The sequence below is a fragment of the Comamonas sp. FUJ_7 genome, assembly GCF_057369555.1.
In genome coordinates this window covers 222,476-242,886 of record NZ_JBXXZI010000007.1, presented here as the reverse complement: position 1 = coordinate 242,886, position 20,411 = coordinate 222,476, and the positions used below count along the sequence as shown (strand labels likewise).

The 20,411-nt window shown below is 57.6% G+C and carries 16 protein-coding genes; 6 read left to right on the top strand and 10 right to left on the bottom strand.

Annotated features, from left to right (window positions below; genetic code table 11):
• Positions 1 to 528: 528 nt before the first annotated feature.
• A complete protein-coding gene (locus tag AC2I9W_RS12735; RefSeq protein WP_486410306.1) occupies positions 529 to 1,818 on the bottom strand; it encodes a TIGR03862 family flavoprotein in 1,290 nt (429 codons plus the stop codon).
• Positions 1,819 to 2,031: 213 nt separating this feature from the next.
• On the opposite strand from AC2I9W_RS12735, the gene trxA reads away from it, so the two are divergent.
• From trxA to AC2I9W_RS12710, 5 genes are all read left to right on the top strand, one after another.
• Complete coding sequence (gene trxA, locus AC2I9W_RS12730; RefSeq protein ID WP_158390925.1) at positions 2,032 to 2,361, top strand: thioredoxin TrxA; 330 nt, start codon at positions 2,032 to 2,034, stop codon at positions 2,359 to 2,361.
• A gap of 272 nt (positions 2,362 to 2,633) precedes the next feature.
• On the top strand, positions 2,634 to 3,896 hold the full coding sequence (gene rho / locus AC2I9W_RS12725) for a transcription termination factor Rho (protein ID WP_158390924.1): 1,263 nt from the start codon (positions 2,634 to 2,636) through the stop codon (positions 3,894 to 3,896).
• A gap of 151 nt (positions 3,897 to 4,047) precedes the next feature.
• The gene (locus tag AC2I9W_RS12720) at positions 4,048 to 4,293 is read left to right on the top strand and encodes a type B 50S ribosomal protein L31 (protein WP_158390923.1); all 246 of its coding nucleotides are present in this window, start codon (positions 4,048 to 4,050) and stop codon (positions 4,291 to 4,293) included.
• 171 nt (positions 4,294 to 4,464) lie between these two features.
• A complete protein-coding gene (locus tag AC2I9W_RS12715) occupies positions 4,465 to 6,192 on the top strand; it encodes a hypothetical protein (protein WP_486410305.1) in 1,728 nt (575 codons plus the stop codon).
• Positions 6,189 to 7,559 (top strand): MATE family efflux transporter, encoded by a 1,371-nt coding sequence (locus AC2I9W_RS12710; RefSeq protein WP_486410304.1) that lies wholly within the window; start codon positions 6,189 to 6,191, stop codon positions 7,557 to 7,559. Before AC2I9W_RS12715 ends, AC2I9W_RS12710 begins: the two co-directional genes overlap by 4 nt.
• Before the next feature lie 89 nt (positions 7,560 to 7,648).
• On the opposite strand, the gene phoR is transcribed toward AC2I9W_RS12710, so the two are convergent.
• The 7 genes from phoR to pstS all read right to left on the bottom strand — a co-directional run bounded on the left by phoR (position 7,649) and on the right by pstS (position 14,369).
• The gene (gene phoR / locus AC2I9W_RS12705) at positions 7,649 to 9,025 is read right to left on the bottom strand and encodes a phosphate regulon sensor histidine kinase PhoR (RefSeq protein ID WP_486410320.1); all 1,377 of its coding nucleotides are present in this window, start codon (positions 9,023 to 9,025) and stop codon (positions 7,649 to 7,651) included.
• 93 nt (positions 9,026 to 9,118) lie between these two features.
• Positions 9,119 to 9,814: a phosphate regulon transcriptional regulator PhoB gene (phoB, locus tag AC2I9W_RS12700; RefSeq protein WP_486410303.1), complete on the bottom strand. Its 696-nt coding sequence runs from the start codon at positions 9,812 to 9,814 to the stop codon at positions 9,119 to 9,121.
• A gap of 18 nt (positions 9,815 to 9,832) precedes the next feature.
• Complete coding sequence (gene phoU / locus AC2I9W_RS12695) at positions 9,833 to 10,534, bottom strand: phosphate signaling complex protein PhoU (protein WP_158390919.1); 702 nt, start codon at positions 10,532 to 10,534, stop codon at positions 9,833 to 9,835.
• Between the two features lie 11 nt (positions 10,535 to 10,545).
• Positions 10,546 to 11,322 carry a phosphate ABC transporter ATP-binding protein PstB gene (pstB, locus tag AC2I9W_RS12690; protein WP_158390918.1) on the bottom strand — a complete coding sequence of 259 codons (777 nt, stop codon included), beginning with the start codon at positions 11,320 to 11,322 and terminating at the stop codon, positions 10,546 to 10,548.
• Positions 11,323 to 11,339: 17 nt separating this feature from the next.
• On the bottom strand, positions 11,340 to 12,203 hold the full coding sequence (gene pstA, locus AC2I9W_RS12685) for a phosphate ABC transporter permease PstA (protein WP_486410319.1): 864 nt from the start codon (positions 12,201 to 12,203) through the stop codon (positions 11,340 to 11,342).
• A 23-nt stretch (positions 12,204 to 12,226) separates the two neighbouring features.
• Complete coding sequence (gene pstC, locus AC2I9W_RS12680) at positions 12,227 to 13,165, bottom strand: phosphate ABC transporter permease subunit PstC (protein WP_486410318.1); 939 nt, start codon at positions 13,163 to 13,165, stop codon at positions 12,227 to 12,229.
• A gap of 172 nt (positions 13,166 to 13,337) precedes the next feature.
• Positions 13,338 to 14,369, bottom strand: coding sequence for a phosphate ABC transporter substrate-binding protein PstS (gene pstS, locus AC2I9W_RS12675; RefSeq protein ID WP_486410302.1), 1,032 nt, complete (start codon positions 14,367 to 14,369; stop codon positions 13,338 to 13,340).
• Positions 14,370 to 14,818: 449 nt separating this feature from the next.
• On the opposite strand from pstS, the gene AC2I9W_RS12670 reads away from it, so the two are divergent.
• The gene (locus AC2I9W_RS12670) at positions 14,819 to 16,300 is read left to right on the top strand and encodes a Ppx/GppA phosphatase family protein (protein WP_486410301.1); all 1,482 of its coding nucleotides are present in this window, start codon (positions 14,819 to 14,821) and stop codon (positions 16,298 to 16,300) included.
• A 211-nt stretch (positions 16,301 to 16,511) separates the two neighbouring features.
• Here AC2I9W_RS12670 and ppk1 read toward each other — a convergent pair whose 3' ends face one another.
• Together ppk1 and glmM are read right to left on the bottom strand one after the other, a co-directional pair.
• Positions 16,512 to 18,578 carry a polyphosphate kinase 1 gene (gene ppk1, locus AC2I9W_RS12665; protein ID WP_486410317.1) on the bottom strand — a complete coding sequence of 689 codons (2,067 nt, stop codon included), beginning with the start codon at positions 18,576 to 18,578 and terminating at the stop codon, positions 16,512 to 16,514.
• 478 nt (positions 18,579 to 19,056) lie between these two features.
• Positions 19,057 to 20,391, bottom strand: a complete 1,335-nt coding sequence (gene glmM, locus AC2I9W_RS12660) for a phosphoglucosamine mutase (RefSeq protein ID WP_486410300.1) — start codon at positions 20,389 to 20,391, stop codon at positions 19,057 to 19,059.
• Positions 20,392 to 20,411 lie beyond the last annotated feature (20 nt).

Genomic DNA, 20,411 nt, shown 5'->3' with positions numbered 1-20,411 from the left:
GGTTCGAGCCCAGGTTGAGGAGCCAAATAAAAGCCCATTTGTCATCGACATATGGGCTTCTTTCTTTGAATGATCAGGCTGCACGCACAACCCCAACAGAGGCAGGAGCTACAGGAACATCCCCTGACACCCTTGTGACTGAAGTTGATACGCCCGAGTAGCGGTGCTGTATTGAAGAGGCAGTGCACTCCCCTTGCTCCCAAGCTCTCAACTCCATCTCCAACCGAGCAGCTCGTTCCGCATACATCTGGGCAGAAGATTGGTAATGCTCTGCCGCAATTGAATGCTCCAAAGCTGCTATGCGAGCCTCTTGGAGATAGGCTCGCATTCTTCGAATATAGCGAGGCTCGGAACGGCCAAGGCCGAAAATCTTGCTCCAAACCATATCCCACCTCCTTCACCAATCACAGCGCAACTCTCAACCAACATTAAGTCAGCAACGTTGTGGTCAGCGTACCCAATCCGCTGCAGGACACCTGTCCCTCAGCAAGAGTTTGCATCGTAGGAGACATCCCTCGCCAACTGCAATTAGATAGTTTTTTTCAAAAAATCCAACACCCCCTGCGCCACTCGTACGCCGGATGACATACACGCAGTCAGCAAGTACCCTCCTGTAGGCGCCTCCCAATCCAGCATCTCCCCTGCACAGAAAACACCCGGCAAAGCCACACACATCCCCCCGTCATCTAATGCCTCAAGACGAACCCCTCCCGCCGTACTGATCGCTTCGTCTATAGGTCGCGGCGCAATTGCCACCAGAGGCACGGCCTTGATCGTGGAAGCAAGCAGCTCCATATCAGACATCCCCTGTCTACCAAGCACCTCATAAAGCAAAGCAGCCTTGATTCCATCCAGCCCCAAGCGCCCCTTCAGGTGACCGCTAAGACTACGAGAGCCACGCGGGCGCATCACCTCTTGCTTGACACGCTGTGCATCCCACTGAGGCATCAGATCCAACTCAAACCGAGCCTGCCCCTGACGAGCAATACAGTCGCGCAGCATGGATGCGACTGCATAGATCAGGCTCCCCTCCACCCCCGTCTGAGTGGCAACAAATTCACCCTGCCGCTCAAAGCGGACACCTTGTTCATCTGAAAACCTCAAAGTCACCGACTTGAATGGCTGACCCGCAAAGCGCTGCGCGAACAACTCACTCCAGCCCTCTTCACCTCCCTGTAGTCCGCCCAGGTCAAAGCCACAATTTGCAGCCTGCAGTGGCGCAACATCCACTCCTTTTTCTCGAAGCATCTCAAACCAGGCCCCATCCGACCCCAGTCGCGCCCAGCTACCTCCACCTGTAGCCAGCACGAATGCCTTGCAGTTCAGCTTGACCCGCAAGTTCTCTGCCTGAAAACATGGCCTGCCATCCTCTGCCCACCCGACCCAACGATGACGCATATGAAACTGCACCCCCTTCGATCTCATACGCGCCAACCAAGCCCGCAGCAAAGGCGCCGCCTTCATCCCCACTGGGAAAACTCGCCCAGATGAGCCTACAAATGTCTCAAACCCCAGATTTTTGACCCAGGCACACAGCTCACTCGCACCCCATTTCTCCAACCAGGGACTCAAGTCTGCCGAGCGCGAACCATACCGACCAACAAATGCAGAAAACTCCTCCGAATGGGTGAGGTTCAACCCTCCCTTACCTGCCATAAGAAATTTCCGAGCCGCAGAAGCTTTTGCCTCAAATACTCTTACCGACAATCCCGCACTTGCCAACTGCTCCGCAACCATCAGCCCTGCAGGCCCTGCGCCAACCACTGCCACATCGCAACTCAACTCAGAATCGACCATCAACGGCACCGAGACATTCATATATCCACCACTTCAATCACTCGGCCCACAACAGCCGCAAAAGGGTGCGCAGAATACCACCGCCCGCATTGCTTCAAGACTGCGAGCACTATTACCGCGATAGCAGCAAACAACCACCCACTCAGTGCCAGGAGATGAGTTTCTGTCACAATCAAGCCAGTCGACGATAAAGTCGCCGTCTCTTTTTTGATTCAAGAAAATCCAGGACTACAAATGGCTAGCGAACTGATCAAGCACATCACTGATGCAAGCTTTGAATCCGACGTACTGCAACCCGGCACAACCGTACTGGTAGATTACTGGGCAGAGTGGTGCGGCCCCTGCAAGATGATTGCCCCCATCTTGGATGATGTGGCAGAAGCCTACAAAGGCAAAGTGCAGATTGCCAAGATGAATGTGGATGAGAATCGCGAAATTCCCGCCAAGTTCGGTATTCGCGGAATCCCCACGCTGATGCTCTTCAAGGATGGCCAACTGGCAGCCACCAAAGTTGGAGCACTGAACAAAACACAGTTGTCGGCATTCCTCGACCAGCACATCTAAAAAAATCACTCACAAGGCTCTTTCAGAGCCTTGTTTGCTTTTAGGGCTCACTCATTTATTAAGGTGACAAGCCCGGTAAAGCACAATGACATGTCTATTCACAAATAGCTTGCAAGCTTTTTCTCTTTTCCTGTCATAATGTACAGACCGCCGGCCACCGCATGGGACCGCGCTGGATTTTCTTCAGGCAAGCCTGCCCACTGTCACAGTGTTTCGTTAGGCTCTACGCCTCTCCCCCCTGGTTATTCTCACTCCACGCTTGGAGTCATTTCATGCACCTTAATGAACTCAAGGCACTGCACGTGTCTGAAGTCTTGAAGCAGGCCGAAGCGCTTGAGATCGAAAACGTCGGTCGCATGCGCAAGCAGGAACTGATGTTCGCCATCATCAAAAAGCGCGCAAAGGCCGGCGAACAAGTTTTCGCCGATGGCGTGCTCGAAATCCTGCCCGATGGCTTTGGCTTCCTGCGTAGCCCCGATACAAGCTACACGGCTAGCACCGACGATATCTACATCTCCCCCAGCCAGGTGCGCCGCTTCAATCTGCACACCGGCGACATGATCGAGGGTGAAGTGCGCATCCCCAAGGATGGCGAGCGCTACTTTGCTCTGACCAAGCTCGACAAGGTAAACGGCAACCCGCCCGAGCAAAACAAGCACAAAGTGTTGTTTGAAAACCTGACCCCTTTGTTCCCCAAAGAACAAATGCGCCTGGAGCGCGACATCAAGGGTGAAGAAAACATCACCGGCCGCATCATCGACATCATCGCCCCCATTGGCCGTGGCCAGCGCGCACTGATCGTGGCTCCGCCCAAGAGCGGCAAGACCATGATGATGCAAAGCATTGCCCACGCCATCACCGCCAACCAGCCTGATGTTCACCTGATGGTGCTGCTGGTGGATGAGCGTCCGGAAGAAGTGACGGAAATGCAGCGCTCGGTCAAGGGCGAAATCATTGCCTCCACCTTCGACGAACCCGCGACCCGCCACGTGCATGTCGCCGAAATGGTGATCGAGCGCGCCAAGCGCCTGGTGGAACTGGGCAAGGATGTGGTCATCCTGCTGGACTCCATCACCCGTCTGGCACGAGCCTACAACAATGTCGTGCCCTCCTCGGGCAAGGTTCTGTCCGGCGGTGTGGATTCCAATGCCCTGCAGCGTCCCAAGCGCTTCTTCGGCGCCGCCCGCAATGTGGAAGAAGGTGGCTCCCTGACCATCATCGCCACGGCGCTGGTCGACACCGGCAGCCGCATGGACGAAGTGATCTTTGAGGAGTTCAAGGGCACAGGCAACAGCGAACTGCACCTGAACCGCCGCCTCTACGAAAAGCGCGTCTTCCCCGCCATCGAGCTCAACAAAAGTGGCACTCGCCGTGAAGAGCTGCTGCTGCCCCCTGAGATCCTGCAGAAGACCCGCATCCTTCGCCAGTTCATGTACAACATGGATGAGATTGAGTCCATGGAACTCATGATCAAGAATATGAAGGCCACCAAGAACAACGTGGAATTCTTCGACATGATGCGTCGCGGCGGATAATTTCCTCACGGAGATTTCCAACGCAAACGAACAAAGCCCACCAGGTTATAATGGTGGGCTTTTTCTATTGCGGCAAGTACGCTTGATTTACGACTGCTACAAAGGTTGTAGCAGGTCAGGCACGGCTACCGCACTTGACCAAAGGAAGATCATGAAAGAAGGCATTCACCCCGATTACCGCGAAGTTCTGTTCGTGGACATGTCCAACGGTTTCAAGTTCGTGACACGTTCTTGCGTTTCCACCAAGGAAACAGAAACTTTCGAAGGTAAAGAGTACCCTCTGTTCAAGCTGGATACCACTTCTGAATCGCACCCCTTCTACACCGGCACACAAAAGTCGGTGGACAACATGGGTGGCCGCGTGGAGAAGTTCCGCAACCGCTTCGGCAAGAAGTAATTTTTTTACTCTCTCGCTCAAAAAGGCAGCCCGGGCAACCGTGCTGCCTTTTCTTTTTAAGAGCAAAAAACTTGCAATGCTCCTATCATCGGAGCAAAAAACGCTTGAGTACCAAGCACTTTCACTTGATCAGGCTCTGCAATTGCGCATTGCCACTAACGGATTGATTGTGTGAACCAGCCCACACCTGCCATCGTTGCTCAAAGCGCCGTACGCCGCCTGCCACGCTGGGCCTTGCTTTTGCTGTGCCTCGCTTATGTCGTTCCTGGCTTTGTCCTGCGCGGTCCCTGGCGCTCCAACGACATGGAAGCCTTTGGCTATATGCGCGAGCTGGCTCTAGGCAACACCAGCTGGCTGTCACCCACCTTATCCGGTCTCTCTCCCAGCATGGATGGCCTGCTGCCTTATTGGCTGGGAGCCATTTCCTTGCAAGCATTTGATGGTGTTTTCGGGCCAGAAATGGCGGTGCGCATTCCCTTCATCGCACTACTGGCACTAACACTGGCCGCCACCTGGTGGGGAGCTTATTACTTGGCTCGCACCCCAGGAGCACAACCCGTGGCTTTTGCCTTCGGCGGCGAGGCACAGTTGATTGACTACGCCCGAGCCATGGCAGATGGCGCCTTGCTCGCCCTGGTTGCCTGCCTAGGCTTGGCCCAGGCCTCACATGAGACCACCAGCTATTCGACTCAACTAGGCTCCACAGCCTTGCTGTTTTTTGCGGCTGCTGCCATGGCGCACCACCCCAACAAGTCAGCCGCAGCCCTCATTTTCGGCATACTGGGGCTGAGCTTGAGTGGTGCTCCCACCATGGCCATATTGTTTGGCCTGGGCGGCAGCCTGATTGCCTTCACCCAACGCAGCTGGGGGGACAGCCTGGGTCGCAATCATCGGCAGGCAAGACTTTGGGCCGCAGCCTGGCTTGCCGCGACAGTTCTCGCTGCAAGTCTGATCACTGCATTGCACCAATGGGTTTGGCATCTGGTCGACTCTTTCAAGGACTTCGACGGCCTGCTGCAGCTGCTATTGTGGTTTTGCTGGCCCGCATGGCCTCTGGCTTTATGGACACTGTGGGTCTGGCGCCGTCAGATTGCCAAGCCCAGCCATAACCCCCACTTATCTATTTCGCTGCTCTTTTTTGCAGTGCCACTCGCGGCCAGCCTCAGCAGTGCACCAGCAGACCGCGCCCTCTTGCTAGGGCTTCCTGCCATCGCTACTTTGGCTGCATTTGCCCTGCCCACTTTCAAGCGCAGTATCAGTGCCTTGATTGACTGGTTCACACTTATTTTTTTCACCATCTCGGCCATTGCAATCTGGGTCGTCTGGCTGGCATTTCAAACAGGATTTCCGCCCAAGATTGCCGCCAATATTGCGCGCTTAGCTCCTCAGTTTGAAGCAAGCATTTCTTGGCCGATTGTCTTTTTCGCACTTGCAGCCACTGCCAGCTGGTTTGCACTGGTCGTCTGGCGCACCTCGCGCAACCGTGCGGCAATTTGGAAAAGTCTGGTTCTGCCCGCTGGCGGTGCCACCCTGAGCTGGGTACTGCTTTCCACGCTCTGGATGGAGCCCTTGGACCATGCCCGCAGCTATCAATTTCAAATGTCCCAGCTAGCTGAGCAGCTCCAACGAAATGGCGCCACTAGCTGCGTGCTCACCTACGGCCTGGGACGTTCACAAATTGCCGCTGTACGCTACTACACCCCTGTCGATACGGCCCTGCTGCGCCACAGCGCGCCCGGAGCCTGCAACTGGGCATTGGTGGATGCGGATCGCTGGGCCGGTGATCACAATCGCAAGCTACGCCAGGGCTGGGCGGAAGTCAGCCGGATCAGTCGCCTGTCCGGTCGCAAGGAAGTGCTGATCTTGCTCAAGCACACAAGCTGGCCAGCGCCCCAATGAAGTCAGAGCTGCAGTACATAGGCCGCCATGCAGGAACCGTGCTGGCCGGCCAGCTGGCCGTCATGGCCTTTGGTACAACGGACACCATTGTTGCCAGTCGCTATTCCGATGATGCAGTGGCCGCTCTCTCGGTAGGGTCGGCCATTTTTGTCAGCGTCTATGCCTCTTTGATGGGGATTTTCCAGGCCTTGCTCCCCCTCTGGTCTGAGCAGCGGGGCGCAGGTCACCCCTTGGAGATGGGGCGTTCGCTGCGCCAGTCCATGTACCTCTGTGCACTGGCCTGCCTTTTGGGGATGAGCGTGTTACTTATGCCCGATGCGCTGCTTCACTGGACCAAAGTTCCTGAGGCCCTGCAGCTGGAAGTCAAGCGCTACCTGGCTGTCCTCGCATGGGGCTTGCCACCAGCACTACTGTTTCGGATCTACAGCGCCCTCAATCAAGCTCTGGGTTACCCCAAACTGGTCACATGGCTACAGCTCGTCTCGCTGCTGCTCAAAGTCCCTCTATCTATTTGGTTCACTTTTGGCGGACTGGGCCTCGCGCCCATGGGCGCCGTGGGCTGCGCACTCGCAACCATTGGGGTCAACTACACCATGTTTGCCGTCGCCCTATGGCTGACACGCACCCAAAGCCTCTATGTGCCGCTTGCCCTATGGCAAAAGCCGGAGCCCCCCAACTGGCAGCAACTGGGGCACTTCTGCCGGCTGGGGATTCCTGCTGGACTGGCCATTCTGGTGGAAGTCACGTCCTTCACTCTTATGGCTCTCTATATTGCGCGGCAGGGCTCGCTCGCATCTGCCAGCCACCAGATCGCCGCCAATTTGGCTGCCATCTGCTACATGATTCCCCTGTCTCTGGCCATTGCCACCAGCGCCCGCGTCAGCTTCTGGCGAGGTGCAGGCGACGAACTTCAGGCCAGAGATTTGATTCAACAGTGTTTTAGGCTTGCACTGCTTACAGGTATTGCCACAGCCGCTATTCTTTTAATATCTCGCACCTGGATTGCCGATATTTATACCGACTCCCCCAAAGTCCTGGCCATGACTGCCTGGTTGCTGCTCTGCGTCTCGGCCTATCACGTAGCTGACTGTGTGCAGACTTACTGTATTTTTGTACTTCGCTGCTACCGTATTACCGTGGCACCCTTGGTGATTTATTGCGTATTACTGTGGGGCGGAGGCTTAGGCCTTGGCTACTGGCTGACGTACCAATGGAAAGCACCTACTAGCTGGCAAGGCTGGCAAGCCACCCCCATGCCATTGTGGGTCTGCAGTGCGATGGCCTTGTTTGTTACTGCCATGGCGTTCAGCCGCATCCTGCATAAAGCCATACAGCAGCCCCAGCAGCACCCCTCCTCGGCAACTTAAGCCCTTGCGTCTAGAACAAGAATGACTGTCGTAGATAAGAGTGCGCAGTAAAAGCACTATGCCTTGGGGGCATTCTCAGCAAGTAGGCCTTAAGGGGCTACGGTCTTGACCGACGTATCACACGCAGCTCTTACCCGACTGGACGGGAAGGTCACAGCAAACTCAGACCCCTGGCCTAATTCGCTGCGGATGCTGAGTCTTGCACCGTGACGCTGAAGCACATGCTTGACGATGGCTAGGCCCAATCCCGTCCCGCCGGTATCACGTGATCGGCTGCGGTCCACACGATAAAAGCGCTCAGTCAAACGCGATACATGCTTTTCATCAATCCCTGCGCCAGAGTCCTTGACAGAAAAGCGTGCCGCTCCATCAGGCAACAACTCCCAGCGCACCTCAATAAGCCCGCCAGCCGGCGTATAGCGCATGGCATTGGCCAGCAGGTTTGAGAACGCACTGTGCAGCTCGGCACTGGCCCCTGCCAGATCGCCCGCCTGGCGCAGTGACTGCTCATCCGGAAAGTTCAGCACATGAGGCTTGGCATGCTTGCGGGTCAAAGCAACAGAAAGACCACGGGCCTCGTTTTCGCAACGCTGCAGCAACTGGGCCACAGACACCCAATCATTATTGCTAGGGAGCGGGCTCCCCTCCAGGCGCGACAAAGTCAGCAAATCCTCCACCAGATGCTGCATGCGCTCAGCCTGCTGAGCCATCAACTCCAGGTAACGTTTGCGCTCATCTTCTTCGAGGGGCAGATTCTGCAAGGTCTCCACAAAACCCGCCAGCACGGTCAGCGGTGTGCGGATTTCATGAGAGACATTGGCCACAAAGTCACGGCGCATGGCCTCAGCCTGCTCTAGCGCCGTTATGTCACGGGCCAACAACAGCTTGCGCCCTTCGCCATAGCCATAGAGCTGCACCGATAGCTTGACCGGGCGCGAAGGCGTGCTTTCACGCCCTTGCATGACCAGATCGTGCGTGAAATCCTGGGTCGCAAAATAAGCGCTGAACTGAGGATCTCTCACCAGATTTCCGATGCTCTGCAGTACATCACGCTCAGCATCAAATCCGAATTGCTTTGCCGATATCTGATTGCACCATTCAATACGCCCCTGTGCGTCCAGCAAAACCACGCCATTGGGGCTGGCTTGCAGCGCAGACAAAATATCGTTGAGTCGCTGATCTCCTTGCTGCACCTGCTGAACGCTTTGGCGAATCCAGCGGCGCATGCGCACACCAGCCTCACTCCAGACGCCCACCAGGTTGGGCACATCGCTCAGCTCCGATTGGCGCAGCCAACGCAGCAAGCGTGCGCCATTCCAGCTATCCACCAACCACCAGATCCAGCCGCCTATCAGAGTCCCCACCAAGGCCGCCAGACACTGCTGCTGAATGCTCGAGCCCGGCGCAAGCAAATAAGTCCAGATCAGCCATACCAAAACAGCCGCAATCCCCTGAGAAGCCAGCAGTCGAAAACCACGCCACCCCATATTTGCTTTCCGTTGTCATTCGGGAAGGCCCGGTTAAACAGAACCGGGCCAAGGTTTCAGGGAATAACGCGATTAGCCTATAGCATGCGCGCTGAAGCGATAACCGGCACCGCGTACCGTCTCGATCAAAACTGATGCCACACCCAGAGACTCGCGCAAGCGCTTGACATGGACGTCCACGGTGCGTTCTTCGATAAAAACGTGATCGCCCCAGACCTTGTCCAGCAACTGAGCTCTGCTGTGCACTCGTTCAGGATGCTTCATAAGATAGTGGAGCAGCTTGAATTCAGTGGGGCCAATCTTGATCAGATCACCCTGCCAGCTCACGCGGTGGGCTGCGGCATCCAGCACCAGATCCCCAATGCTGACCTTGTCCTGCATCTGCTCTGGCGCACGGCGGCGCAAAACCGCACGGATACGGGCCAGCAACTCCTGCGTAGAAAACGGTTTGGTGATGTAGTCATCCGCACCGGCATCCAGGCCGGCCACCTTGTCCGGCTCATCGCCGCGCGCTGTCAGCATGAGAATCGGCACGGCCTTGGTTCGGCTGTCGGCTCGCCATTTACGCGCCAGCGACAGGCCGCTGGCACCGGGCAGCATCCAGTCGAGCAAGATCACATCGGGCAGCACGGCATCAAGCTCGCGCTGCGCCGAAACACCGTCTTCCGCCCAGACGGGCTGGAATCCGTTATGCCTCAAATTGACCGCGATCAGCTCTGCAATCGCAGGTTCGTCCTCCACGATGAGGACCATGGGCATCTTCTTCATCCCTTGATAGCCTCCTGCTTACAGCACTGCGGATTCAATTTCCGCCATGGTCTGGTGGCGCACATCCTTGCCCTCGACCAGGTAGATGATCAGCTCTGCCACGTTCTTGGAGTGGTCGCCGATACGCTCGATCGCCTTGGCCAAGAAGAGCAAGTCCAGGCTGGCGGAAATGGTGCGCGGATCTTCCATCATGTAGGTGATGAGCTTGCGCACAAAGCCATCAAACTCTTCATCGATCAGGTCATCCTCTCGCAAGATGGCCACTGCGGCCTTGGTATCCAGACGGGCAAAAGCATCCAGCGTCTTGCGCAGCAACTCGGATGCCATTTGCGCCGCCACCCGCAGCTCGCTGCTGGGCAGAGAGCGAGCCGCACCGCTTTCGATAATGGACTTCACCATACGCGCCATCTTGCAGGACTCGTCGCCCATGCGCTCCAGGTTGGCTGTGGCCTTGGAGAAGGCAATCAGCAAACGCAGGTCACGTGCCGTGGGCTGACGTCGCGCAATGATGGACGACAGCTCATGGTCAATCTCGACCTCCATGGCATTGACACGCTCCTCGGTGCTGATGACCTGCTCCACCGCTTCGGTGCTGAAGCTGGTCAGTGCATAGACCGCATTGCGAATCTGGGACTCGACCAGACCGCCCAGCTCCATGACGCGGGCAGAGACGCGGTTGAGTTCAGAGTCGAACTGTGTGGACAAATGTTTTTCTGTCATTTTTGAAGTCCTTAGCCGAAGCGGCCTGTGATGTAGTCTTCCGTTTCCTTGCGTTCGGGCTTGAAGAACATTTTTTCTGTCTCACCGAACTCCATCAGATCACCCAGGTACATATAGGCCGTGTAGTCACTGCAGCGTGCGGCCTGTTGCATGTTGTGCGTCACGATGACCACGGTGTAGTCGTTCTTCAACTCTGCAATCAGCTCTTCGATCTTGGAGGTAGAGATCGGGTCCAGCGCCGAGCAGGGTTCGTCCAACAGCAGAACTTCGGGCTTGATGGCAATGCCGCGGGCAATGCACAGACGCTGCTGCTGACCACCGGACAGACCGGAGCCGCTTTGCTGCAGCTTGTCCTTGACCTCATTCCACAGCGCCGCCTTGCGCAGCGCCCACTCCACGCGGTCGTCCATATCGGAGGCGTTGAGGTTTTCAAACAGCTTCACGCCAAACGCGATGTTGTCGTAGATGGACATGGGAAACGGCGTAGGCTTCTGGAACACCATGCCCACCTTGGCGCGAATCAGCGCCACATCTTGCTTGCTGGTCAGCAGATTCTCGCCATCGAGCAGAATCTGGCCTTCGGCGCGCTGCTCGGGATACAGCTCGAACATGCGGTTAAAGGTACGCAGCAGCGTGGACTTGCCGCAGCCCGAGGGACCGATGAAGGCCGTCACTTTTTTCTCGGGAATATCGAGATTGATGTTCTTCAGTGCATGGAACTTGCCGTAATAGAAGTTCAGGTCGCGCACAGCCAGCTTGGTGTTGGCAGAAACAGTGGTTGCAGTCATGGTCTTGAACTTTCAGATTACTTTTGGCGAGTGATGAAGCGCGCCAGGATATTCAAGCCCAGCACGGCCACCGTGATGAGGAACACACCGGCCCAGGCCAGTTGTTGCCAGTTCTCATACGGGCTCATTGCAAATTTGAAGATGGTGACAGGCAAGCTGGCCATGGGTTTAGTCATGTCCGCATTCCAAAACTGGTTGTTCAGCGCGGTAAACAGCAGCGGAGCGGTCTCACCCGCAATACGGGCCACAGCGAGCAGCACACCGGTAATCACACCGGCACGGGCCGCGCGCAGCGTCACCATGATGATGACCTTCCACTTGGGTGTGCCCAGCGCATAGGCGGCTTCACGCAAGCTGGAAGGCACCAGCACCAGCATGTTTTCCGTCGTGCGAATCACCACGGGAATCACTATCAGCGCCAGCGCGATCACACCGGCCATGCCGGAGAAGCTCTTGAAACGGACCACCACCACGGTGTAGACAAACAAGCCGATCACGATGGAAGGAGCCGACAGCAAAATGTCGTTGACGAAGCGGGTGGTGGATGCCAGCCAGCCTTTTTTGTCATATTCGGCCAGATAGACACCGGCCATCACGCCAATGGGCGTGCCCACAAAGGTGGCCAAAGCCACCATCATCAGCGAGCCCCAGATGGCATTGGCAATACCGCCCTCCTCGTTGGGTGGCGGTGTCATCTCGGAAAACAGCGCAAAACTCAGGCCACCCACTCCCTGGCGGATGGTTTCCCAGAGAATCCAGACCAGCCAGAATACGCCGAACAACATGGCGGCCATGGAGAGGGTCAGCGCAATCTGATTCAGACGCTTGCGCTTGTCGTACTTGGCTTGGCGCACCGCCGCCAATTCAGCAGCGCTGAGCATTTTGGAAGAAGTAGAGGTCGGGCTCACGAGCGGGCTCCTTCATTCTTCTGCAAACGATTGAGCAGCAGCTTGGACAGGGCCAGCACCACAAAGGTGATGAAGAACAGCACCAGTCCCAGGTAGATCAGCGAAGCCTGGTGCAGGCCTTCGCCGGCTTCTGCAAACTCGTTGGCCAGCGCCGAGGTAATGCTGTTCGCCGCTTCAAACACAGACAGGGAATTGAGCTGGTTCATATTGCCGATCACAAAGGTCACGGCCATGGTCTCACCCAGAGCCCGCCCCAGACCCAGCATGACACCACCCAGCACACCCGTCTTGGTGTAGGGAAGCACCACCTTCCAGACCACCTCCCAGGTGGTAGAGCCCAGGCCGTAGGCCGACTCTTTCAGCAGCGCAGGCGTGACTTCAAACACATCACGCATCACCGACGCGATAAAGGGAATCACCATGATGGCCAGGATGATGCCTGCCGACAAGATGCCGATGCCCACAGGAGGACCAGACACAAAGGCCCCCAGATAGGGCACACCAGTCAGCAAATTCTGTAGCGGCTGCTGCACATAGGTCGCCAGCACCGGGCCGAAGACCATCAGACCCCACATGCCGTAAACGATGGAAGGAACCGCAGCCAGTAATTCGATGGCGGTACCCAGAGGACGCTTGAGCCAGGTGGGCGAGAGTTCCGTCAAAAACAGCGCAATACCGAAGCTCACCGGCACTGCAATCAGGAGCGCGATGGCCGATGTGGCCAGCGTGCCGTAAATCATGACCAGACCGCCGTACTGATCCTGCACGGGGTCCCAGACGCTGCTGGTCAAAAAGCCCAGACCATATTCAGAGATCGCGGGCCAGGCGCCGATGACCAGCGAACCCATGATGGCCACCAGCAGCGCCAGCGTCAAAACCGCTGCGCTGCGCGCGATGCCACCAAACAGACGATCCGCCATCCGGCCCGAGATCATCGGGGCACGTGGCGGTGTGGGAGAGCGTCGCTTGGCGGCATCTGCGGGAGCTGCGGCCAGCGAACTGGAGGGCGACGTAGTGGACACGTGTGCGCCTTTATTCGCTAAGGGTTAAAACAAGCAGCGCAGATGCCGTCCGGCACGGCATCCTGCTGCTTACTGAGTCGAGTAATTACTTGGCAACAGCCTTGCCAGAAGTGTCCTTGATGCCATCCCAGGACTTGAAGATGACATTCTTGACTGCGTCAGGCATGGGCACATAGTCCAGATCGGCCGCAGTCTTGTCGCCTTGCTTGTAAGCCCAGTCGAAGAACTTCAGCGTCGTGGTGGCTTGGGCAGGCTTGTCCTGAGTCTTGTGCATCAGGATAAAGGTCGCCGATGTGATGGGCCAGGCATTCTTGCCGGGCTGGTTGGTCAGGATCTGATAGAAGCTCTTGGTCCAGTCAGCGCCTGCAGCAGCAGCCTTGAAGCTCTCATCGTCAGGAGAGACGTAAACACCTTCCTTGTTCTGCAGCTGCGCGTAGGTCAGCTTGTTTTGCTTCACATAAGCGTACTCAACGTAGCCAATGGAGTTGGGCAGACGACCCACGAACGCTGCAACACCTTCGTTACCCTTGCCGCCGGCGCCAGTGGGCCAGTTCACAGCCTTGCCCTCACCCACTTTTTCCTTCCACTCGGCGTTGACCTTGGAGAGGTAGTTGGTAAAGCCAAAGGTCGTGCCGGAGCCGTCAGCGCGGCGCACGGGAGCGATGGTGGCGTCAGGCAGAGCCACGCCGGGGTTCAGATCCTTGATGGCTGCGTCGTTCCACTTGGTGATCTTGCCCAGGTAGATATCGCCCAGCACCTGACCCGACAGCTTCAGCTGACCAGGAGCCACGCCCTTGATGTTGACCACTGGCACAATGCCGCCGATCACGGTGGGGAACTGCACCAGGCCCTTCTTGGCCAGCTCTTCGTCCTTCAGAGGCTCGTCGGATGCACCGAAGTCCACAGTCTTGGCATCAATTTGCTTGACGCCGGCGCTGGAGCCCACGGACTGGTAGTTAATCTTGACGCCGGTAGCCTTGTGATAGTCGGCTGCCCACTTGGAATACAGAGGGGCCGGGAAGCTCGCACCAGCACCTGTAGCTTCTTGGCTTGCTTGTGCCAAGCCGCCTGCCGACAAAGCACCAGCCACCAGAACGTGAATCAAGGACAACTTCATGAAACGACCTCTTAGGGTTGAAAGATTCGATGGAGTGAACTGTAAAAACCTTTTATGACAGCCCTGTGACACACAAGTCATAAAACTCCCCAGAAGAAAAAGGCTCTCAGACCCGTCATTCAGACGTCATATTTCATTCTCAAACTCTGTCTCCCCGGCTTCATACTCGGTCCCCCGAGTAGAGAGAGCGACAGCAGACTTGTGACAAGCCTCGCGTCAATAAGCACACAATATGCATCAAGGCTGTCACCGCCTTTTCTTCGACCAGCTTGTAAAAATTACATTCAAAAATACCTGACTTGAGCGAGGTTGCAACATCCTCAAAACCGGCTGCACGACAGTAGCTGCTGCATATTGACGGCGCAGCACATGCTGGCACTGCTCTTTCATGGGCTTAGACATGCACGCTCACCCTCTCACAAAACAACAACACATGGATTGGCTCAGAAATGGCTCCTGAATCGCTGCTTGCAGCCGTAGACCTTGGCTCCAACAGTTTTCGCCTTGAAATTGGCCGCATAGGCTCGCATCAACGCATTGAGCGCGTTGAGTACCTCAAGGAAACCGTGCGCCAGGGCAACGGCCTGAACGCGCGCCATGAACTCTCGCGCGAGGCCATGGAGCGCGGCTGGGAGTGCCTGGCGCGCTTTGGCGAGCGCCTGAGAGGCTTTTCCTCAGCCCATGTGCGTGCAGTGGCAACGCAGACCTTGCGCGAGGCCTGCAATGCCGAGGAATTCATCCGCCGTGGCAGCGAACTGCTGGGTTTTCCCATCGAAGTCATTGCCGGCGAAGAAGAGGCCCGCCTGATCTACCGGGGCGTTTCCAGCTCACTACCGCCCAGTCAGCAGCGCCGCCTGGTCATCGACATTGGCGGGCGCTCCACGGAAGTCATCATTGGCCAGCACAGCCAGGCGCTGCAAGTGGCATCGTTTGCGCTTGGCAGCGTTTCCTGGAGCACCCAGTTCTTCAGCGATGGTGTGCTGAGCAAAGCCAACTTCCAGGCCGCGATTGCCGCCGCCAAGGCCTGCCTGGCGCAAGCGCAGTTCGCCTACCCGGGAGCGGCCTGGGACTGCGCCTATGCCTCCTCAGGCACAGCCAATGCAGTGGCCGATGCCCTGACGGCTCTAGGCATGGCCGGACAAGTGATTACCCCCTCCAAGCTGCAACACCTCTATCAGCTGCTGCTAGAGATCGGTCACGTCGATCGCCTGCGCATGCCGGGCCTCAAGGAAGATCGCCGCCCCGTAGTGGCTGGCGGCATCAGCGTGATGATGGCCGTGGTCGACCTGCTGGGCATTACCGAACTGGAAGTCGCACAGGGTGCACTGCGCCAGGGCGTCCTGCACGATTTGCTCGACCACGAGCCTCCCGCCGACAAGGAGGCTGCAGAAATCAGCGCCCTGCAGCAAGACTTTGGCATCAATGTGGTCCACGCCCAGCGCGTGCAGCGCGTTGCCGCCCAGCTGTGGCAGCAGATACAGCCCGAGAACTCGCCCACCCTGAGCACACAGGCGCTGGACATTGCAGCCCAGTTGCATGAGATGGGCATGCGCGTGGCCCTGAACAACTACCACCGCCATGGCGCCTACATTGCCGAGCATTGCGGCATCGCCACCTGGCAGCCCGAGCTGCGCCAGCGTATCAGCCAGCTGGTGCTGGGCCACCAGGGCAAGCTGCGCAAGCTGGAAGACGCAATTGCCGAGCCTCAACTGGCCCTGCCGCTGATGGCGCTGCGCCTGGCCGTGCAGCTTTGCCACACCCGCCGCGACCCAGACATGACCGGCATCCATCTCAAGCGCATGGGCGCCGAGTGCAAGCTCTCCACCCCCGCAGGCTGGATGCTGACCTATCCGCAGTCGGCACGTCTGCTAGAGGCAGAGGCAGCCGCCTGGAGCAAAACAGAATGGAGCCTCAAGCTACAGCTGCGCTGAGTTGCACACCCCTCGGGGCCCTCAAAAAAGCCAAAGGGACTGCATTTGCAGTCCCTTTTCCGTGTGCAGCCTTAAGGCTCAACCGGCAGTGCGGTGTGCGCCTTTGCAAAAACCATAGCTGCAATCGCATTTCAATCAATGATTTCAGATATAAAAATAGCTGAAATCATTGATTGAAATGCGCTAGCAGCTCATCTTTTCAATACATCTTTCAGGCGTTTTTACCGCCATAGCGCAGCATCAGGGCCTGCTGCGCCCCCTTGCCCTCCAGAGGCCGCACCGGCTTTTGGTACTCGCCAGAAGCTCCAAGCATCCAGGCATTGCGGTCGTCCCCCAGATAAGCGACCAGGCACTCATCAATCACGCGCTGGCGCAGCTTTTTGTCCACGACTGGCCAAGCCAGCTCCACGCGGCTGAGCATGTTGCGATTCATCCAGTCGGCGCTGGACAGCAACAGCTCTTCCTCCTGACCCCAGGCAAAGTAGAAGACGCGAGAGTGCTCCAGAAAGCGCCCGATGATGGAGCGCACACGAATGTTGTCCGTCACGCCCGGTCGCTGTGCCGGCAGCATGCAGGCACCCCGCACGATCAGATCGATCTTGGCACCCTTGCGTCCGGCATCCACCAGCGCCCGTATCAGAGGCTCATCGGTCAGCGCATTCATCTTGAGCACCATGCGCGCCTTCTCCCCCTTGTCTGCGGCTGCAGCCACCTGGCCAATCAGCGCCAGCATGCGGTTTTGCAGATGGAAAGGCGCCATGACCAGCTTTTGCAGCTTGGGCAGGGTGTTGTGGCTGGAGAGATGACGGAACACGGCATCCATATCGGCCGTGATTTCATCGTCGCAAGTCAGTTGGCTGATGTCGGTATACAGGCGCGCACTGCGGGCGTTGTAGTTGCCCGTGGACAGATGGCCGTAGCGCTTGAGCTGGTTCAGGCGCTTTTCACGCCGTGTGATCAGCAGCATCTTGGCATGCGTCTTCAGGCCCACCACACCGTAGACGACCTGCACGCCCAGCGATTCCAGCTTCTCGGCCCAGTTAATGTTTGCCTCTTCATCAAAGCGCGCCTTGAGCTCCAGCACGGCCAGCACCTCCTTGCCGCGGCTCACCGCTTCGGCCAGCAGGTTCATGATCTCGGAGTCAGTGCCCGTGCGATAAATGGTCTGCTTGATGGCCAGCACCTGCGGATCGTTCACGGCCTCGCGCAGCAGCTCCAGCACGCCGTCAAAGCTCTCGAAGGGCTGGTGAATGATGATGTCGCTCTTGCGCATCTGCGCCAGGATGGAGCGCCCTGGAACCAGCTGCTTGGGCCAGGCCGGCTTCCATTTGGGAAACAGCAAAGCCGGGTCATCCACCAGGTCGATCAGCTGCATCTGACGCACCAGATTGACCGGCCCCTTGACACGGAACAAGGCTTTGGCCGGCAGGTCGTATTGCTCGAGCAGCAGATCGGAGAGCACTGCCGAGCATGACGATGACACCTCCAGGCGCACCGCCTGGCCGTAATGGCGGTGGTGCAGGCCCTGACGCAGCGCCATGCGCAGGTCCACCACATCGTCTTCATCGACCGCCAGATCGGAGTGGCGGGTGACGCGAAACTGCGAGAACTCGGCAACTTCACGTCCCGGAAAGAGCTCGGCCAGATGGGCTCTGACCACGCTGGAGATACTGACAAACAGCTTTTGCTTGCCCGAGATTTTCTGAGGCAGGCGAATCAGACGCGGCAAGGCGCGCGGCACCTTGACGATGGCCACCTCATTGGCGCGCCCGAAAGCATCCACGCCATTGAGCCGCACGATGAAGTTCAGTGCCTTGTTGGCCACCTGAGGGAATGGATGGGACGGGTCAAGCCCTACGGGCATCAGCAAGGGCTGAACTTCACGCAAGAAGTATTCGCGCACCCACTTGCGCTGGGCCGCGCTGCGCTCGCCATGAGAGACAAGCCGGATCGCGTGCTTGTCAAAGGCAGGAATCAGGGACTGGTTGTAGAGCTGGTACTGCTTGTTGACCAGCGCATGGGCCGTGGCCATGAGTCGCTCGAAGCTGCTGCGGGAGTATTGTCCTTGCTCGTCCCCCACCTTGGCCGCCGAAACATGAGGGGCACTGCGCACCTCAAACCACTCGTCCAGATTGGAGGAAACGATACACAGGTAGCGCAGGCGTTCGAGCAGCGGCACATCCTCACGCTCGGCCCAGCTCAGCACACGCTCGTTGAAGAGCAAAATGCTTTGATCACGGTCCAGCAGCTCCAGGGCCGGCTCGGCCGCAACCGGCATGACGACCTCGGGTTTACGATGAACGCGGCGTCGGCGCGGCGCTTTGGGGGTGGAAGAAGGCGATGACACAGGCTCCTCAGAAACAGCAGCGGGCACCTCATCGTGCCCGGCTGTTTTTGTTTGTGCAACTTTTATTCGCCGACTTTCCCGAGCTGCCACAGCGGCAACAGGCAGCGCCTTGGAAGCCAGCCCCAAAGAGGCGGGACCTGCCTGAGCCACATCAAGAGACAAGGTCTTGAGCACGCTGCGGCTTTGCGCAGCGCTGGCGGCTGCAGCTTTTTGAACAAGGAGCTCAGAGGTGGTTACAGAAGATAGTGAGTCAGGACCAGGTACGGTTTGGGACATATCAGCAGCTACAAAAGCTTGAAACGCCCATCAGGGCATGTTCTGAGTCTGCCCAGTATTTGTGTCAATTCAATGACGTCTCAGTGACAGGCTTCACTTCACAGCAATGACTGTCACAGAATCTTGCCGCGGCTCAGCTGGCTCTGACGATTTCGGCCAGACGCTCGGCGCAATTGCTTGCCACGGCGGCATCTTTGGCTTCCACCATGACACGCACCAGCGGCTCCGTACCACTGGGGCGAATCAGCACCCGGCCATCACTGCCCAGTTGCTTCTCAACCTCGGCCTGCTCCAGCGGCAGCTTGGCATTGCTCTTCCAATCCTGCCCCGGCTGCAGGCGCACATTGATCATGACTTGGGGGAACAGTGTCACTGGCTCCAGCCACTGCGCAATGGTTTTCTGGGAGCGCACGCAGGCTTGCAGCACTTGCAGCGCACTGACCAGACCATCGCCCGTGGTGTGCTTGTCCAGAGCCAGCAAATGCCCTGAGCCTTCACCCCCCAGCTGCCAGCCGTTGGCATGCAGGGCCTCCAGAACATAGCGATCACCCACTTTGGCGCGCACAAAACCCACACCACGCTGCTTGAGCGCTTGCTCAACGGCCATATTGGTCATCAGGGTGCCAGCGACACCAGGTACAGCCTCTCCATGGGCCAGACGATCTGCCGCCATCAGATAAAGCAGCTCATCACCGTTGTAGAGACGCCCTTGCGCATCAACGAGCTGCAAGCGGTCGGCATCGCCATCCAGCGCCACACCGTAATCCGCATTATTAGCACGCACGGCGCGCACCAGCGCTTCGGGATGAGTGGCACCTACTCCCTCGTTGATATTGAGACCGTCTGGCGTGCAGCCAATAGCCACGACATTGGCTCCCAGCTCATGGAACACCTTGGGAGCGATCTGATAGGCCGCACCATGCGCGGCATCCACCACGATCTTCAGGCCACGCAAAGTCAGGCTGTGATCAAAGGTGCTCTTGCAGAACTCGATATAGCGACCAGCGGCATCGGACAGCCGCTGTGCTTTGCCCAAAGAGGCGGAATCTACCCAAACAGGGTCTTCCTTGAGCGCTGCCTCGACATCCTCTTCCCAGGCGTCTGACAACTTGGTGCCTTCTGCGCTGAAAAACTTGATGCCATTGTCATAAAACGGATTGTGGCTGGCACTGATCACCACACCCAGACTGGCACGCTGGGCCCGCGTCAGATAGGCAACGCCCGGTGTGGGCAGAGGTCCGAGCAGCATGACATCCACGCCTGCAGAGTTAAAGCCTGACTCCAGCGCACTCTCGAGCATGTAGCCTGAAATACGAGTGTCTTTGCCAATCAGGACCAAAGGACGCTCTTGCGTGCGGCGCAGCACACGCCCCACCGCATGCGCCAAACGCAGAGCAAAGTCAGGCGTGATGGGGGACTTGCCCACCGTGCCGCGAATCCCATCGGTGCCGAAATACTGTCGTGCCATTTTCTCGCTGTCCTTTTTTT

What these genes read in the sequence shown, in the direction of transcription:
- AC2I9W_RS12735 (WP_486410306.1), bottom strand. Translation starts at nt 1,818, where the DNA reads ATGAATGTCTCGGTGCCGTTGATGGTCGATTCTGAGTTGAGTTGCGAT.
- trxA (WP_158390925.1), top strand. Translation starts at nt 2,032, where the DNA reads ATGGCTAGCGAACTGATCAAGCACATCACTGATGCAAGCTTTGAATCC.
- rho (WP_158390924.1), top strand. Translation starts at nt 2,634, where the DNA reads ATGCACCTTAATGAACTCAAGGCACTGCACGTGTCTGAAGTCTTGAAG.
- AC2I9W_RS12720 (WP_158390923.1), top strand. Translation starts at nt 4,048, where the DNA reads ATGAAAGAAGGCATTCACCCCGATTACCGCGAAGTTCTGTTCGTGGAC.
- AC2I9W_RS12710 (WP_486410304.1), top strand. Translation starts at nt 6,189, where the DNA reads ATGAAGTCAGAGCTGCAGTACATAGGCCGCCATGCAGGAACCGTGCTG.
- phoB (WP_486410303.1), bottom strand. Translation starts at nt 9,814, where the DNA reads ATGAAGAAGATGCCCATGGTCCTCATCGTGGAGGACGAACCTGCGATT.
- phoU (WP_158390919.1), bottom strand. Translation starts at nt 10,534, where the DNA reads ATGACAGAAAAACATTTGTCCACACAGTTCGACTCTGAACTCAACCGC.
- pstB (WP_158390918.1), bottom strand. Translation starts at nt 11,322, where the DNA reads ATGACTGCAACCACTGTTTCTGCCAACACCAAGCTGGCTGTGCGCGAC.
- pstA (WP_486410319.1), bottom strand. Translation starts at nt 12,203, where the DNA reads ATGCTCAGCGCTGCTGAATTGGCGGCGGTGCGCCAAGCCAAGTACGAC.
- pstC (WP_486410318.1), bottom strand. Translation starts at nt 13,165, where the DNA reads ATGATCTCGGGCCGGATGGCGGATCGTCTGTTTGGTGGCATCGCGCGC.
- pstS (WP_486410302.1), bottom strand. Translation starts at nt 14,369, where the DNA reads ATGAAGTTGTCCTTGATTCACGTTCTGGTGGCTGGTGCTTTGTCGGCA.
- AC2I9W_RS12670 (WP_486410301.1), top strand. Translation starts at nt 14,819, where the DNA reads ATGGCTCCTGAATCGCTGCTTGCAGCCGTAGACCTTGGCTCCAACAGT.
- ppk1 (WP_486410317.1), bottom strand. Translation starts at nt 18,578, where the DNA reads ATGCCGGTTGCGGCCGAGCCGGCCCTGGAGCTGCTGGACCGTGATCAA.
- glmM (WP_486410300.1), bottom strand. Translation starts at nt 20,391, where the DNA reads ATGGCACGACAGTATTTCGGCACCGATGGGATTCGCGGCACGGTGGGC.